This window comes from Pseudomonas sp. Irchel s3a10 (genome assembly GCF_900187525.1).
In the GTDB taxonomy this organism is placed as follows: Bacteria; Pseudomonadota; Gammaproteobacteria; order Pseudomonadales; family Pseudomonadaceae; genus Aquipseudomonas; species Aquipseudomonas koreensis_G.
Genome location: NZ_FYDR01000005.1, coordinates 403,616 through 417,789 on the forward strand (window position 1 = coordinate 403,616; position 14,174 = coordinate 417,789).

The window sequence follows — 14,174 nt, forward strand, 5'->3', positions numbered from 1 at the left end:
ATAGAAAACCGCCTCGAAAGAGGCGGTTTTTTTGTGCCTGAACCTTTTATCTCGCTGATGAAAACCTCAGCCCATCATGTCCTTGATCATGCGCTCCTGCTCCATCAGCTCGCGCTGGCGCGCATCGATCCGCGAGGATAACGGGAAGTTGCTGCCCGCCTTGCGCTTGGCAAAGTCGAGCTGCTGGATCGCCTGCCGATAATCACCGACCAGCGCAAAGTACTCGGCTCGGGCCTGGTGCAAACCGATGATGTTGCCAGAGAGACCACGGGTCTCGGCCACCTGGTACCACACGTCCGGATCATTCGGACGGGATTTGAGCAGGCTATCGAGAGCCTTCTCTGCGTCGGCGGTGCGATTCTGTTTCAGTAGCAGATCGACGCGAACCTGATTCAGCGGGTAATTGCCAGGATACTGCGTGAGCATCCGGTCAACCCGCGTTTGCGCATCCGGCAGGCGGTTGTTGGTGATGTCCAGGTCGATCTGCGCGAGGTTGTAGATGATCTCGTTGGGCGATTTGGCCAAGAGCTGTTTGAGATTCTCCCTGGCTTCATTGAGCTGGCCGCCCTTGATCTGGGCGATTGCCAGGCCGTAGCGCGCCACGTCATTTTTCGGGTTCTCGTCCAGTTGTGCGCGAAAGCGTTTGGCGCCCAGCCCCGGGGTTTCTTCGTAGATCAACTGTACGCGAGCGCGAATCAGCTGATAGCGCATGCTGTCTTCGATGCCGCCCGCTGGCGCTTGTTCTGCGCGGTTACGGGTGTCGGCGATACGCGATTCGGTCACCGGGTGAGTCAGCAGAAATTCTGGCGGCTTGGCGTCGAAGCGGTATTGGCGCATCAGACGTTCGAACATGGTCGGCATCGAGCGCGGATCGTATCCGGCCTTTTCCAGGTTGAGGATGCCGATGCGGTCGGCTTCCTGCTCGTTCTGGCGCGAAAAGGTACGCTGCGACTGAATGGCTGCGGCCTGAGTACCGGCGATGGTCGCGATCCCGGCATCACCGCCCCCGGCGGCTGCAATCACGATCCCGGCGAGCAGCGCGGCCATCATCGGCACTTGCATCCGCTGCGAAGCTTCTACCCCGCGCGCGAAGTGGCGCTGTGACAAGTGAGCCAGTTCGTGTGCCAGTACCGAGGCGTATTCGCCTTCGGTCTGCGCGTTGAGGAACAGCCCGCCGTTGACCCCGACCACGCCACCCGGCGCGGCGAAGGCGTTGAGCTGCGGGCTGTTAATCAGGATGAACTCCAGGCGGCGGTCGGTCACTTGGCTGGTTTCCACCAGTTTGTAGACGCTGGACTCGACGTAGTCCTTGAGCTGCGGATCGTTGAGCTGTGCAACCTGGCTGCGCAACATCGCCAGCCAGGCACGGCCCAACTGATATTCCTGTTGCGGAGAGACAATGGCAGAACTGGCGTCGCCAAGTGACGGCAGATCGTCGGCAAAGCCCGGTGAGGCGAGCAGGCAAGCGAGCGTCAGCAGGGTAGGGCGCAGAAATGTCATGCACAAAGCCTTAGAAGACAAAGACCTTACTGTAGCCGGACACCGGGCGTGCGACCAGATATTCTAGGCGCCTCAACCACCTGAACCGGAGTGACGCAATGACTGACGCTGTAGCCCATGACTGTGAACTGGACGCCAGTGGCCTGAATTGCCCGTTGCCGTTGCTCAAGGCCAAGATGGAACTCAATAAGCTGTCCAGCGGCGCGGTGCTCAAGGTGATAGCCACGGATGCGGGTTCGCAACGCGACTTCCGCACCTTTGCCCGTCTGGCCGGTCATACGCTGCTGCGTGAAGAAGAGGAAGCAGGCGTCTACCGTTACTGGTTGAAAAAAGCCTGAAGCCAACAGCGTAAAAGACCTAAGGATTATTGATGTTCAAAGTGTTACGCGACTGGATTCAGCGCTACTTTTCCGACGAAGAAGCGGTGGTGCTGGCGGTGCTGCTGTTCCTCGCCTTCACCGCGGTGCTCACCCTCGGCGGCATGCTTGCGCCGGTATTGGCCGGGATGGTGCTGGCGTATCTGATGCAGGGGCTGGTGCTCGCCCTTGAGCGCATGCGCGTGCCTGGCGCGGCGGCGGTGGGCCTGGTGTTTGCGCTGTTCATGGGCGTGTTGCTGGTGTTCATCGTGGTGGTCTTGCCGCTGCTGTGGCATCAGTTGATCACGCTGTTCAACGAGCTGCCGGGGATGCTCGCCAAATGGCAGTCGCTGCTGCTGTTGCTGCCCGAGCGCTATCCGCATCTGGTTTCTGACGAGCAGGTGCTGCAGGCCATCGAAGCGGCGCGTGGCGAGATCGGCAAATTCGGCCAATGGGCGCTGACCTTCTCGCTGTCGAGCCTGCCGCTGCTGGTCAACATCATGATCTATCTGGTGCTGGTGCCGATCCTGGTGTTTTTCTTCCTCAAGGATCGGGCCATGATCGGCGAGTGGGTGCGCGGCTATCTGCCCCGTGAGCGGGCGCTGATCACCCGCGTGGCGCAGGAAATGAACCGGCAGATCGCCAACTACATTCGCGGCAAGGTCATCGAGATCGTGATCTGTGGCGGCGTGACCTACATCGCCTTCGTCGCGCTTGGCCTCAACTATGCGGCGCTGCTGGCGTTGCTGGTCGGGGTGTCGGTGGTGGTGCCGTATGTCGGCGCGGTGGTGGTGACCGTGCCGGTGTTACTGATCGCGCTGTTCCAGTGGGGCTGGAGCGATCAGTTCATCTATCTGATGGCGGTCTACGGGATCATTCAAACGCTGGATGGCAACGTGCTGGTGCCGTTGCTGTTTTCCGAGGCAGTCAACCTGCACCCGGTGGCCATCATCTGCGCGGTGCTGTTGTTTGGCGGGTTGTGGGGGTTCTGGGGCGTGTTCTTCGCGATTCCGCTGGCGACGCTGTTCAAGGCAGTACTGGATGCCTGGCCGCGCAAGGAGCCGGTTGTAGCTCCGTTGCTTTAAAGCCGGATTACTCGTTGCGGCTTATGGCCCCTTCGCGAGCAAGCCCGCTCCCACATTTGAAATACATTCAAAATGTGGGAGCGGGCTTGCTCGCGAAAGAGTCAGTGAAAACGACGCAGAAATATCAGGCTTTATTGAGGGCCTGAGCCGCAGCCAGCACCGCATCCACATGCCCCGGCACTTTCACGCCGCGCCATTCCTGACGCAGTACACCGTTCTTGTCGATCAGGAATGTGCTGCGATCAACGCCCAGATACTCCTTGCCGTACAGCTTTTTCAGCTTGATCACGTCGAACAACTGGCAGACGGCTTCGTCCTTGTCGCTGATCAGTTCGAAAGGGAATTCCTGCTTGCACTTGAAGTTCTCGTGGGATTTCAGGCTGTCGCGGGAAATGCCGAAGATTTCCGTGTTGGCAGCCTGGAACGCCGCGTACTGATCACGAAAACCCTGACCTTCGGTGGTGCAGCCCGGGGTGCTGTCCTTCGGATAGAAGTAGATCACCACTTGCTTGCCCTTCAGGGCGGACAGGCTGACGGTCTGCCCGCTGGTGGCAGGTGCTTCGAAATCCGCAACCGGTTGGTCGATGACAACGGCCATGAAAGCTTCCTTACATTGGGTTTTGTGGGCGCCAAGGTTCGATCAGCGCGTCCAGGTTCATTGCGTCGGCGAAGTCCAGGAACTGGTCGCGCAGCCAGCTGATCTGGGTGCCGGCCGGCAGGGTTACGGTGAACGTGGCGTTGAGCATGGTGCCGCCGGTCTGTGGGGCCTGATAGGTGTCGCACGTCAGGTTTTCCAGCTCGACGTTGTGATCCATGAAGAACTGGCACAGCTCATTGATGATGTCCGGGCGATACGCCGAGCTGACATAAGCCACGTACGGCAGGGCCTGCGGACGGTTTTCCAGGGCCGCACTGCGCACCACGTTGACGGTGAAGGCGTGGCGCTTGGCCAGGGTCGGCAGGCTGCCTTCGAGGCGGGCCAGAGCGTCCCAGCTGCCGGAGATTTCCAGCACCAGGGCACTGCACTCGCCGTGGCGGGTCAGGCGGGAAGTGACGACGGCGCAGCGATTTTCATGGCTGGCGCGGCACAGGACGTTAGTCAGCTCCATGGGGTTGGCGCCAAGGGCACTGATGACAAGGAATTGTTCGCGAACTGTGGGGGTGGACATGCAGCATTCCTAAAGCGATGAGCGGTCGGTAGGTCGATGGGCATTGGCCGTCGGGATGCGTCTGCGCGTGCCCGTTCAGAAAGCCCCGGGCCGTGGCTCGCAATTCGCTCCAATAAAGGCGGAGCGTGCAGCAGCGACACTGGAACGGGGCCTGGGAGGCCGAAAGGGGAGGCTGGAACCCGGCGTACAAGCTGATCTGTACCGATCAAAGTCTGAAGGGTAGCGAAAACCGAGGCCAAGGGGAATGGCGGCGCAGTACTTCGCTTGTGCAAGCATCTTGGCGCCAGTACCATTACCGCTCTCTTTTTCCGGCAGGAGCGGTTTCATGATTGCGGGCAGTATGGTGGCACTGGTCACTCCCATGGATGCACAAGGGCGTCTTGACTGGGACAGCCTCAGCAAACTCGTGGACTTCCATCTCAAGAACGGCACCCATGCCATTGTCGCGGTCGGTACTACCGGCGAGTCGGCGACCCTTGATGTAGAAGAACACATCGCCGTCATCAAAGCCGTGGTCAAACAGGTAGCCGGGCGCATTCCGGTGATCGCCGGTACCGGCGCCAACTCGACCCGTGAAGCCGTCGAGCTGACCCGTAACGCCAAGGAAGCCGGCGCCGACGCCTGCCTGCTGGTAGTTCCGTACTACAACAAGCCGACCCAGGAAGGCCTGTACCAGCACTTCAAGCACATTGCCGAAGCCGTCGACATTCCACAGATTCTCTATAACGTTCCCGGCCGCACCTCCTGCGACATGCAGGCCGAGACCGTAATTCGCCTGTCCAGCGTGCCGAACATCATCGGCATCAAGGAAGCCACCGGCGACCTGAAACGCGCCAAAGCCATCATCGACGGCGTGAGCAAGGACTTCATCGTGCTGTCCGGCGATGATCCGACCGCGGTCGAGCTGATCCTGCTGGGCGGCAAAGGCAATATCTCCGTAACGGCCAACGTCGCCCCGCGCGAAATGGCTGACCTGTGCGAGGCCGCGCTGAAAGGCGACGCCGAGACCGCACGGGCGATCAACGAAAAATTGATGCCGCTGCACAAGGACCTGTTCATCGAAGCCAACCCGATTCCGGTGAAGTGGGCTTTGGTTGAAATGGGCCTGATGCACGAAGGCATCCGCCTGCCGCTGACCTGGCTGAGCGCTCCTTGTCATGAAACGCTTCGCACGGCCCTGCGCCAGTGCAGCGTCCTGGTTTAATTGAGGAAGTACAACGCATGAAGCGAATGGCCGGACTTTCCGCACTTGCCTTGATTATCTCCAGCACCAGTGGCTGCGGATGGGTCTGGGGCCCGGAAGGTTATTTCCGTGACCGTGGTAGCGATTACCTGGAAGCGCAACAGACTGCACCGATGCAACTGCCACCGAATGTCAGCACCTCCAAGCGTCTGGATCCGCTGTTGCCGATCCCGCGCAACGTGGCTGATGACACGGCGAAGGGCGAATACGTGGTACCACGTCCGCAACCGCTGACGGCGGTTGCCGATGCGACCGACTACTCGCTGCAGAAGAGCGGTGACTCGCGTTGGGTCGTGGCCCAGCACCCACCGGCCGAAGTCTGGCCAGTGGCGGTGCAGTTCTTCCAGGACAACGGTTTCCGACTGGATGAACAGCGCCCGCAAACCGGTGAGTTCACCACCACCTGGCAGCATTCCGACGAGCTGTCCGCTGCTGTGGCCAAGCGCCTGAGCGCCGCCGGTGTCGGTGCCGACAGCGAAACCCGCGTGCGGGTGCGTATCGAGCCGGGCGTGCAGCGCAACACCAGTGAAATCTACGTGGTCAGCGCCGAGCGTCCTGCCGGCAGCACCGCCGACGTCGAGTTCACCAACCGTTCGGTCAACACTGGCCTGGACGCAGCGCTGGTCGACGACATGCTGGCGAGCATGAGCCGGATCTCCGAGAAGGGTGGTTCGGTGTCGATGCTGGCTTCGCGCGATTTCGATACCCCGAGCCGTGTCAGCCTCAGCGAAGACGGCAGCGGCAACCCGGTATTGAACGTCGGTCCGGACCTGGATCGTGCCTGGTCGAGCGTCGGTCGTGCGCTGGAGCAAGGTCAGTGGCGCGTTGAAGACATCAACCGCAGCCTGGGCCTGTACTACATCAACCTGGCCGAAAAAGCCGAGAAGAAAGACGACAAGCCTGGTTTCTTCAGCAGCCTGTTCGGCAGTGCGCCGACCAAGGAAGAAGTTGAAGCCCGTGCCGAGCGTTATCAGGTTCGCCTGAGCAAGGTCGGTGAGAACGTTCAGGTGACCGTCGAGAAGAACATCAACACCGTAGCGCCGGCCGATGTGGCGCGCAAAGTGTTGAGCGTGATTCAGGACAACCTGGGCTGATCACATGCGCTTTGCCGTTCTCGGCAGCGGTAGCCAAGGGAACGGCACGCTGATCGCCAGCGCTGATACGTATGTGCTGGTGGATTGTGGTTTTTCCCTGCGGGAAACCGAAAAACGCCTGTTGCGCCTGGGTGTTCACCCGGCGCAACTGAGCGCGATACTCGTAACCCACGAACATGCCGACCACGTGCATGGCGTGGGTTTGCTGTCTCGGCGCTACAATCTACCGGTCTACCTCAGTCGCGGCACACTGCGCGGGATGCGCAAACCGATCGAACCCGCAGGCTTTCTCGCCGGCGGAGAGCAGCTGCAGATCGGCGCACTGAACATCGGGGTCATTGCCGTGGCCCATGATGCGCAAGAGCCGACCCAGTACGTATTCAGTGACAGCGAGCAGCGGCGCTTCGGCCTGCTGACCGACCTGGGTTCCTACTGCGAGCGGGTGCTGGACGGCTATCGGGATCTCGATGCGTTGATGATCGAGTCCAACCACTGCCGCGACATGCTGGCCCGTGGTCATTACCCGTACTTTCTCAAGCAACGGGTGGGCGGGGAGCTGGGACATTTGAACAACCATCAGGCGGCATTCCTGGTGGCCGAGTTGGGGTGGCAGGGCTTGCAGCATCTGGTTCTCGCCCACCTGAGCAGCAAGAACAACCTGCCGCAGCTGGCCCGGCAATGTTTCGTCGACACCCTCGGGTGCGACCCGGACTGGCTGCAACTGGCCGATCAAGATTCAGGGCTCGACTGGCGCCATATCGCCTAGCCCATCTACTTAGCAAGCGGAGCCCATCATGGAAAAACGTGAAGAACTCTACCGCGGCAAAGCCAAATCGGTTTACAAGACCGACGACGCTGACCGCTTGATCCTGCTGTTTCGCAACGACACCTCGGCGTTCGACGGCAAGCGCATCGAGCAGCTCGACCGCAAAGGCATGGTGAACAACAAGTTCAACGCCTTCATCATGCAGAAACTCGAAGCGGCCGGCATTCCGACCCAATTCGACAAACTGCTGGGCGACAACGAGTGCCTGGTGAAGAAGCTGGACATGATCCCGGTCGAGTGCGTCGTGCGTAACTACGCCGCCGGCAGCCTGGTAAAACGTCTGGGCGTCGAAGAGGGCATGAAGCTCAACCCGTACACCTTCGAACTGTTCCTGAAGGACGACGCCAAGGGCGACCCGTTCATCAACGAATCCCACGTCGTGGCATTCGGCTGGGGCACCGCCGAGCAACTGGCGCGCATGAAAGAACTGTCGCTCAAGGTCAACGAAGTCCTGAGCAAACTGTTCGACGACGCAGGCCTCTTGCTGGTCGACTTCAAGCTTGAATTCGGCGTGTTCAGCGACGGCTCGATCGTCCTGGGCGACGAGTTCAGCCCGGACGGCTGCCGTCTGTGGGACAAGGACACCAAGAAGAAAATGGACAAGGACCGCTTCCGTCAGGGCCTCGGTGACGTCATCGAAGCCTACGAAGAAGTCGCCAATCGTCTGGGTGTACCGCTTTAATCGACGCAAGCATCTGATAGCACGAGAAATTTTGCGAAAGATGGTTTGCTTTCGGTAAAAGTGTTGTTATGATGCGCGCCGTTGGAGAGATGCCAGAGTGGCCGAATGGGACGGATTCGAAATCCGTTGTACCTTCACCGGTACCTAGGGTTCGAATCCCTATCTCTCCGCCATTACATAGAAAAAGCCCCGTAGCTGAAAAGCTACGGGGCTTTTTTGTTTCTGCTCGCTTGAGTAATCAGCAAATCCTGTCGCCGGAACCCGAGGTTGAAAACTCGATAATCGGATGTGACTCGATTGATGCCGGTTCGTACGTAACTCTCGGAGTCTACCTACAGCTCTATTTCAAATCACTCCTTATCCTGACCTGCGTGCCCAATATCGACTGGAATTCGGATAAAAAGACGCCGCTTTTCAAGCCTGGAGGGCGGCGTTGTCCGCTTGTTCAAGGGGGCGCGCTTCATGGATCAGCGATATGAATCGCGATTGCCAATTTTTCCTGCGCGGTATCATGGTGTAATACTATGAACAACAGACAGCTCGGTACGCTCGCAGCTATATTTTCACGACCCACACCCTCCACGTTGGAATGGGCGCGCATCGAGTCTCTTTTCAATGCGGTCGGGGCCAGAACCGTGGAAGGCAATGGTTCGCGAGTTCGGTTTGAATTAAGAGGTGTGGTCGCTACGTTCCACCGACCTCACCCGGATAAAGAAGCAAAGCCCTATCAGGTTCGTGATGCTCGGGCTTTTCTTGAACAAGCAGGAGTCACTCCATGAACGTGATGAATTACAACGGGTATGCCGCCCGAATTGAATACAGTGATGAAGATGGTCTTTTTGTTGGTCATATCGCTGGGATCAAGGACGTTGTAGGTTTTCATGGCGAATCTGTAAAAGAGCTTCGGTCAGCGTTCGAAGAGGCTGTTACTGACTATCTGGAGACTTGCGAAAAACTGGGTCGTGCCCCGCAAAGGCCTTATTCGGGCAATCTCAGTCTGCGTTTGGCGCCTGCTCTTCATGCGACTGTTGCCGTAAAAGCGCAATTGGCTCAAAAAAGCATTAATCAGTGGGTTGCGGATGTTCTTGACCGAGAGGCCCATGCCTAGCTTGATTCTGGTTTGGAACTACAGGGTCTTATGTACGTCGTTCCCGAACAGAGCAAATAGCCCCGTAGCTGAAGAGCTACGGGGCTTTTTTGTTTCTGCGGGCTTTACCGAGCACCCGCATCAGTCACTCACGGCTGCGAGTGCCCGAGCTTCTGCTTGATCAGGTCATACACTTGCTTGTGCGTCGAGTTGCGCAGGGTGTTGTCCTTGCAAGCCGAAGCCAGGAAAGTTTTCACTTCGTCCTTGGCGTGCGGATAGAGGCTGGCGACGTAGTCGGCTTCGTGTGTTTGAGTGCAGTTGAAGTGCTTGTCGTCTTTCGCTTTGTCTCTAGCCATGGTGCGGCTCCTTTTTTGAGTTGAATGTCATATGGCTTAACAGGGCTGGATCGCCCCATACGCTAAAGAGCGTAGGGGCGCACAACTGCTTCGCCAGTGCTTCGGGCAAAAAAGGAAGAGGCTGTAGGACATGGCGCCATGCCGACCGGCGCGATCAGATCTCCTTCACCGGTGTCTCCCCCTGCACACCCTTGATTAACTCGATCACATGTAAACAATCAGCCTTGTTCACATACGACTCGCCACTGGCAATCGTCTCGTGGTTCCCCGCCCGCAGCCTCCAGCGCCATTGGCCTTTGCCGGTGCTCGGGGTGCCTCGGGATTGCCTGTAGATCTCGAAATACATTCAGTTCGCTCCTTGCGATGGTGTTTGCGACAACCTGTGTGGCGCATCGTCGCAAGCCTAGCGGAGCGAGTTTTTTTCGCTATCGGGCATTTGTTTCCAATCGTTGGCAGATGTTTCTGAAGAGTGCGGGCCAGAGCGCCCGCATTGACGTCTGGATTGGCCAGAATGTCGCCACTTCCACCTTGCAAGGCTATCGACGCTACTGCTTAATACGGGACGGCTCATGGCGTCGAAAATGCTTCGACGACCGACAAACACTATAAAAAGAGCATTCCCTTGACTGAGCATGGAACAGCACAGGCCACACGGGTCACGTTATCGCTGGTTGTCCCGGTTTTTAACGAGGAGGACAGTCTCGACGCGTTCATTCTGCGCCTCGATGAAGTCTTCCAGCATCAGGCCTCAATTGCTCTGGAGCTGGTGTTCGTCAATGACGGAAGTTCCGATGCCACGCTTGAGCGGCTGTTGGAGCGCCAGTTGCGCGACTCGCGGCTGCGCATCGTCGATCTGAGTCGCAACTTCGGTAAAGAGGCGGCGTTGTCTGCGGGATTGCAGATCGCCACCGGGCAGATCGTCGTCCCTATCGACGTCGATCTGCAGGACCCGCCCGAAATCATTCTGCAAATGATCGAGCGATGGCGCGAGGGCTATGAAGTCGTGCTCGGTCATCGCGTCAGCCGCCGCAGCGATACGTGGGCCAAGCAGACTTCGGCGCATTGGTTCTATCGTTTGCACAACAAGATCGCCGAACAACCATTGCCGGAAAACGTCGGTGATTTTCGCCTGATGGACCGTTGTGTGGTCGATGCCTTGCTGACCTTGCCCGAGTCCCGGCGCTTTATGAAAGGCCTGTTCGCCTGGGTCGGTTTTCGCACTACCCACGTTGATTACGAGCGGCCCGAGCGCGTGGCGGGGCAGAGCAAGTTCAACGGCTGGCGGCTATGGAATTTTGCTCTGGAAGGCATCACCAGTTTCAGTACCGAACCGCTGCGGATCTGGACGTACATCGGCGCGGCGGTGTCGCTGGTATCTTTTGCCTTTGCCATTTTTATCGTGTTGCGCACGCTGATCCACGGCGTCGACATGCCTGGTTATGCCTCGTTGATGGTAGCCGTGACGTTCCTCGGTGGCCTGCAGTTGATTGGCATCGGCGTGCTCGGCGAGTACCTGGGTCGCACTTACATCGAATCCAAACGCCGGCCGGTTTTTCTGGTGCGTCGCGTCTACGACCCCAAGGACTGAAACATGGATCTCAAGGAAACCGACATCCTCGGCGACAGCATCGGTGAGCATTGGTATTACTGCTCCAAAGCGGCGGCGACGCGTCGTCTGCTGGGTGATGCACCGATCACGCGGATTCTCGACGTGGGCGCCGGGTCGGGGTTTTTCTCGCACCACCTGCTGACGCAAACCTCGGCGCAGGAGGCGTGGTGCGTCGATATCAGCTACCCCGCCGATTCCGATGCGACCACGGTCGGCAAACCGGTGCATTACCGCCGCGATATCGACGTCATCGATGCGGATCTGGTGCTGCTCATGGACGTGCTGGAGCATGTCGACGACGACCTTGGGCTGCTAAAGGCCTACGTCGATAAAGTGCCGTCCGGCAGCCGCTTCCTGATGACCGTGCCGGCGTTCCAGTTCCTGTGGAGCGGGCATGACGACTTCCTCGAACACAAGCGCCGCTACACCCTGCCGCAGTTTGAAACCCTGGCCCGTGATGCCGGTTTGACTGTGCAGCGTGGTGCCTACTATTTCGGTGCGGTGTTTCCGATCGCCGCGGCATTGCGTTTGCTGCCCAAAGGCCCGCAGGCCGCAGTACCGCAGTCTCAACTCAAACGCCATCATCCGTTGGTCAACGGCGTGCTCAAGACCCTCTGCAGCCTTGAACTGCCGCTGATGGGCATGAATCGCCTGGCCGGTCTGAGCGTTTTCGTGCTGGCGCGTAAGCCGTGACCTCAGCCGACCGATCGGCGTTGGTCCAGCGTGGTTTGCGCTTTGCCGTGACCGGTCTGTTCGTCACCGCACTGCATGCGCTGGTGGCGGTGCTGTTCATCAACTTCGTCGCGCCGCAACCGCCGTTGGCCAACGGGGTGGCATTTGCTGTGGCGACGGTGGTGTCCTATGTGATCAACACCACCTGGAGTTTTTCGGCCCGTTTGCATGGCAAAACCTTGCTGCGCTTCATGCTGGTTTCCTGCGGCGGATTCTTGCTGGCGATGTTCGTTGCGTGGGCGGCGCAACTCGCTGGACTGCACTATTTGCTGGGCATCGGCGCGGTGGCATTGATCATCCCGGCATTCACCTTTGTGTTGCATAACTTCTGGACGTATCGATGAAGGGCTTGAACAAGCACTCGTCCTTGGCGCTGTTGCCGATCCTGTTGGGAGCGCTGGCGTTTTTTCTGGTGATCGGCCCGCGTGCCCTCGATCCGCAAAACATTGCCTGGCTCAAGGACGGCGACCCGGCAACGCACTATCTGGGCTGGGTATTCTTTCGTCATTCGCCCTGGACTTTTCCCCTCGGGCTGAACCCGTCCTATGGGATGGAACTGGGCAGCTCGATCATTTTTTCCGATTCCAATCCGCTGCTGGCGCTGCTGTTCAAACCGTTTAATGGCTGGTTGCCGGAGGCGTTCCAGTATTTCGGTTTATGGCTGCTGGCGTGTTTTATTCTGCAGGCCTGGTTTGCCTGGAAGCTGCTCGGACTGATCACCGACAATCCCGTGTTGCGCCTGCTCGGTGCCGGGCTGCTGGTGTTTTCGCCGCCGATGTTTCTGCGTACCGGTGGTCATCTTTCGCTGGTCGGGCATTTCCTGATTCTTGCGGCGCTGTATCTGGCCTTGCATCCGGCGCTGCTGCGACGACGCTTGGCGTGGGGCGGTTTGCTCGCCGCGACAGCACTGATCCATGCCTATCTGCTGGGGATGGTAGCGCTGATCTGGGTGGCGGATCTGTTGGGCAAGTTGTGGGCCGGCAAGTTGAGTCGACGTCAGGTGCTGATCGAGCTGGTCAGTTTGTTCGCGCTGGTGAGCGTGTGCTGCTGGCAGGCGGGGTATTTCAGTATTACCGATGGGGCGGCGGGCGGCGGTTTCGGCTTTTATCGAATGAACCTGCTGTCGCTGGTAGATGCGGACGGTTGGTCTTACATTCTGACTGACATTCCCACGGCTGGCGGCGATTACGAAGGTTTCAATTATTTGGGGCTTGGCGTGCTGTTGCTGGTGCCCTTGGCCTTGATTGGCTGGTACCGCAGCGGCATTTCGCTGAAGGCGCTGGTGAGCCGTCGTCCGTTGCTGTTCTGGGCGTTGATCGGGTTGACCTTGTTCGCGCTGTCGAACCATATCGGAGTCGGCCTGCAGACCTTCAGTTACCCATTACCGAAGTTTGTGGTGAAGCTTTCGAATATTTTTCGTGCCTCGGGTCGGATGTTCTGGCCGGTGTTCTACGCCATCGTGATATTGCTCACCTACCTCGTGGTGCGCGGTTATCGGCCGCGCATCGCCATGGGGCTGCTGGCGCTGGCGTTGGTGGTGCAAGTCGCCGATAGCCGAATCGCCTGGGCCGGTTTGAGAGCGGCGAAAATGCTGCCCGAATCCTCGGCCTGGACCAGCCCGATGCATGATCCGTTCTGGGCCAGTGCGGCGGCGCACTACAAGAGCATCCGCGCCGTGATGCCGAAAAATCAGCCTGATCAGTGGCAGGCGATTGCCGATTTCGCCGCCACCCACGGGCTGAAAACCGATGCGGCTTACCTGGGCCGTACGAGCCCCAAGGCGCTGGACATGCTGCTGCGCACGACGCAAAGCCAGCTCGCCAGCGGCCAGTACGACAGCGATTCGCTGTACCTCCTCGATGACGATGCGCTGGAGCTGGCGGTCAAGAGCATTCACAGCGACACCGATCTGTTGACCCGCGTCGACGACTTTGTCGTGTTGGCCCCAGGCTGGAAACGTTGCAATCAATGCCTGGCGATGGTCGATCAGGGGCGGGCGCTGTCGTCGATACCCTTGAGCCAGCCGGGACTGGTACAGACGTTCAACCGCAGCACTCGACAATTGGTCAAAGGCTGGTCCACCCCGGAAGCCTGGGGCACCTGGAGTGATGGACAGGATGCGGAACTGCTGCTGCGTGTTGCCCCCGGGTCGCATGCGCTGGTGATCGAGGCGCTGGCCTTTGCCATGCCGCCGAACCTCAGTCAGCGGGTGATCGTCAGCATCAATGGGGTCGAGGCATTGTCGACGCGTCTGACTGAGGTGCAGGGCAATCGGCTGGAAATACCGCTCAGCGCAGCGCAGGTGGCCGAGGAATATCTGAATGTCCGATTGCATCTGCCCGATGCAGTCAGCCCGAAAACACTGGGCTTCAATGACGATGCGCGAGTCATGGGGCTGGGCTTGAAAACCCTGACGGTGCAGTGAAATTGTCCAA

The 14,174-nt window shown here is 59.0% G+C and carries 17 protein-coding genes and 1 tRNA gene; 13 read left to right on the forward strand and 5 right to left on the reverse strand.

Translation table 11 applies throughout. The features are described 5' to 3' along the window. Positions 1-66: 66 nt before the first annotated feature. Positions 67-1,500, reverse strand: coding sequence for a M48 family metalloprotease (locus tag CKW11_RS17705; protein WP_007963277.1), 1,434 nt, complete (start codon positions 1,498-1,500; stop codon positions 67-69). 98 nt (positions 1,501-1,598) lie between these two features. Here CKW11_RS17705 and CKW11_RS17710 point away from each other — a divergent pair, with 98 nt between their 5' ends. Together CKW11_RS17710 and CKW11_RS17715 are read left to right on the forward strand one after the other, a co-directional pair. Next, positions 1,599-1,838 carry a sulfurtransferase TusA family protein gene (locus CKW11_RS17710; RefSeq protein WP_095138540.1) on the forward strand — a complete coding sequence of 80 codons (240 nt, stop codon included), beginning with the start codon at positions 1,599-1,601 and terminating at the stop codon, positions 1,836-1,838. A 32-nt stretch (positions 1,839-1,870) separates the two neighbouring features. Next, positions 1,871-2,941, forward strand: coding sequence for an AI-2E family transporter (locus CKW11_RS17715; RefSeq protein WP_027614463.1), 1,071 nt, complete (start codon positions 1,871-1,873; stop codon positions 2,939-2,941). 124 nt (positions 2,942-3,065) lie between these two features. Here the strand turns inward: CKW11_RS17715 and CKW11_RS17720 are convergent, their stop codons facing one another. Beyond that, positions 3,066-3,539, reverse strand: coding sequence for a peroxiredoxin (locus CKW11_RS17720; RefSeq protein ID WP_003222570.1), 474 nt, complete (start codon positions 3,537-3,539; stop codon positions 3,066-3,068). Positions 3,540-3,549: 10 nt separating this feature from the next. Then, positions 3,550-4,110 (reverse strand): glycine cleavage system protein R, encoded by a 561-nt coding sequence (locus CKW11_RS17725; RefSeq protein WP_007963284.1) that lies wholly within the window; start codon positions 4,108-4,110, stop codon positions 3,550-3,552. 325 nt (positions 4,111-4,435) lie between these two features. Here CKW11_RS17725 and dapA point away from each other — a divergent pair, with 325 nt between their 5' ends. The 7 genes from dapA (at position 4,436) to CKW11_RS17765 (ending at position 9,063) form a co-directional block, all read left to right on the forward strand. After that, complete coding sequence (dapA, locus tag CKW11_RS17735; RefSeq protein ID WP_027614465.1) at positions 4,436-5,314, forward strand: 4-hydroxy-tetrahydrodipicolinate synthase; 879 nt, start codon at positions 4,436-4,438, stop codon at positions 5,312-5,314. Between the two features lie 17 nt (positions 5,315-5,331). After that, a complete protein-coding gene (gene bamC, locus CKW11_RS17740; protein ID WP_095138541.1) occupies positions 5,332-6,447 on the forward strand; it encodes an outer membrane protein assembly factor BamC in 1,116 nt (371 codons plus the stop codon). A 4-nt stretch (positions 6,448-6,451) separates the two neighbouring features. Beyond that, the gene (locus CKW11_RS17745; protein ID WP_095138542.1) at positions 6,452-7,213 is read left to right on the forward strand and encodes an MBL fold metallo-hydrolase; all 762 of its coding nucleotides are present in this window, start codon (positions 6,452-6,454) and stop codon (positions 7,211-7,213) included. A gap of 28 nt (positions 7,214-7,241) precedes the next feature. Continuing rightward, a complete protein-coding gene (gene purC / locus CKW11_RS17750; RefSeq protein WP_007963288.1) occupies positions 7,242-7,955 on the forward strand; it encodes a phosphoribosylaminoimidazolesuccinocarboxamide synthase in 714 nt (237 codons plus the stop codon). A gap of 83 nt (positions 7,956-8,038) precedes the next feature. Then, positions 8,039-8,128 (forward strand) — tRNA-Ser (locus CKW11_RS17755). Positions 8,129-8,479: 351 nt separating this feature from the next. Continuing rightward, positions 8,480-8,734, forward strand: a complete 255-nt coding sequence (locus CKW11_RS17760) for a type II toxin-antitoxin system HicA family toxin (RefSeq protein WP_095138543.1) — start codon at positions 8,480-8,482, stop codon at positions 8,732-8,734. Next, positions 8,731-9,063: a type II toxin-antitoxin system HicB family antitoxin gene (locus CKW11_RS17765; protein WP_095138544.1), complete on the forward strand. Its 333-nt coding sequence runs from the start codon at positions 8,731-8,733 to the stop codon at positions 9,061-9,063. The genes CKW11_RS17760 and CKW11_RS17765 overlap by 4 nt, the downstream gene beginning before the upstream one ends. Positions 9,064-9,191: 128 nt before the next feature. Here the strand turns inward: CKW11_RS17765 and CKW11_RS17770 are convergent, their stop codons facing one another. Together CKW11_RS17770 and CKW11_RS17775 are read right to left on the reverse strand one after the other, a co-directional pair. Continuing rightward, a complete protein-coding gene (locus CKW11_RS17770; RefSeq protein WP_095138545.1) occupies positions 9,192-9,398 on the reverse strand; it encodes a hypothetical protein in 207 nt (68 codons plus the stop codon). A 154-nt stretch (positions 9,399-9,552) separates the two neighbouring features. Beyond that, positions 9,553-9,744, reverse strand: coding sequence for a DUF1508 domain-containing protein (locus CKW11_RS17775; RefSeq protein WP_007963291.1), 192 nt, complete (start codon positions 9,742-9,744; stop codon positions 9,553-9,555). Between the two features lie 276 nt (positions 9,745-10,020). Between CKW11_RS17775 and CKW11_RS17780 the strand changes: the two genes are divergently transcribed. From CKW11_RS17780 to CKW11_RS17795, 4 genes are read left to right on the forward strand one after another with little or no spacing between them, the layout of a single operon-like run. Continuing rightward, complete coding sequence (locus CKW11_RS17780) at positions 10,021-10,986, forward strand: glycosyltransferase family 2 protein (protein WP_095138546.1); 966 nt, start codon at positions 10,021-10,023, stop codon at positions 10,984-10,986. 3 nt (positions 10,987-10,989) lie between these two features. Next, a complete protein-coding gene (locus tag CKW11_RS17785) occupies positions 10,990-11,700 on the forward strand; it encodes a bifunctional 2-polyprenyl-6-hydroxyphenol methylase/3-demethylubiquinol 3-O-methyltransferase UbiG (RefSeq protein WP_095138547.1) in 711 nt (236 codons plus the stop codon). Then, positions 11,697-12,083: a GtrA family protein gene (locus tag CKW11_RS17790; RefSeq protein ID WP_095138548.1), complete on the forward strand. Its 387-nt coding sequence runs from the start codon at positions 11,697-11,699 to the stop codon at positions 12,081-12,083. The genes CKW11_RS17785 and CKW11_RS17790 overlap by 4 nt, the downstream gene beginning before the upstream one ends. Continuing rightward, the gene (locus tag CKW11_RS17795; protein ID WP_095138549.1) at positions 12,080-14,164 is read left to right on the forward strand and encodes a DUF6311 domain-containing protein; all 2,085 of its coding nucleotides are present in this window, start codon (positions 12,080-12,082) and stop codon (positions 14,162-14,164) included. The genes CKW11_RS17790 and CKW11_RS17795 overlap by 4 nt, the downstream gene beginning before the upstream one ends. Positions 14,165-14,174: the final 10 nt, after the last annotated feature.

What these genes read in the sequence shown, in the direction of transcription:
- CKW11_RS17770 (WP_095138545.1), bottom strand. Translation starts at nt 9,398, where the DNA reads ATGGCTAGAGACAAAGCGAAAGACGACAAGCACTTCAACTGCACTCAA.
- CKW11_RS17720 (WP_003222570.1), bottom strand. Translation starts at nt 3,539, where the DNA reads ATGGCCGTTGTCATCGACCAACCGGTTGCGGATTTCGAAGCACCTGCC.
- CKW11_RS17760 (WP_095138543.1), top strand. Translation starts at nt 8,480, where the DNA reads ATGAACAACAGACAGCTCGGTACGCTCGCAGCTATATTTTCACGACCC.
- CKW11_RS17795 (WP_095138549.1), top strand. Translation starts at nt 12,080, where the DNA reads ATGAAGGGCTTGAACAAGCACTCGTCCTTGGCGCTGTTGCCGATCCTG.
- bamC (WP_095138541.1), top strand. Translation starts at nt 5,332, where the DNA reads ATGAAGCGAATGGCCGGACTTTCCGCACTTGCCTTGATTATCTCCAGC.
- CKW11_RS17725 (WP_007963284.1), bottom strand. Translation starts at nt 4,110, where the DNA reads ATGTCCACCCCCACAGTTCGCGAACAATTCCTTGTCATCAGTGCCCTT.
- purC (WP_007963288.1), top strand. Translation starts at nt 7,242, where the DNA reads ATGGAAAAACGTGAAGAACTCTACCGCGGCAAAGCCAAATCGGTTTAC.
- CKW11_RS17785 (WP_095138547.1), top strand. Translation starts at nt 10,990, where the DNA reads ATGGATCTCAAGGAAACCGACATCCTCGGCGACAGCATCGGTGAGCAT.
- CKW11_RS17710 (WP_095138540.1), top strand. Translation starts at nt 1,599, where the DNA reads ATGACTGACGCTGTAGCCCATGACTGTGAACTGGACGCCAGTGGCCTG.
- CKW11_RS17715 (WP_027614463.1), top strand. Translation starts at nt 1,871, where the DNA reads ATGTTCAAAGTGTTACGCGACTGGATTCAGCGCTACTTTTCCGACGAA.
- dapA (WP_027614465.1), top strand. Translation starts at nt 4,436, where the DNA reads ATGATTGCGGGCAGTATGGTGGCACTGGTCACTCCCATGGATGCACAA.
- CKW11_RS17765 (WP_095138544.1), top strand. Translation starts at nt 8,731, where the DNA reads ATGAACGTGATGAATTACAACGGGTATGCCGCCCGAATTGAATACAGT.
- CKW11_RS17705 (WP_007963277.1), bottom strand. Translation starts at nt 1,500, where the DNA reads ATGACATTTCTGCGCCCTACCCTGCTGACGCTCGCTTGCCTGCTCGCC.
- CKW11_RS17745 (WP_095138542.1), top strand. Translation starts at nt 6,452, where the DNA reads ATGCGCTTTGCCGTTCTCGGCAGCGGTAGCCAAGGGAACGGCACGCTG.
- CKW11_RS17775 (WP_007963291.1), bottom strand. Translation starts at nt 9,744, where the DNA reads ATGTATTTCGAGATCTACAGGCAATCCCGAGGCACCCCGAGCACCGGC.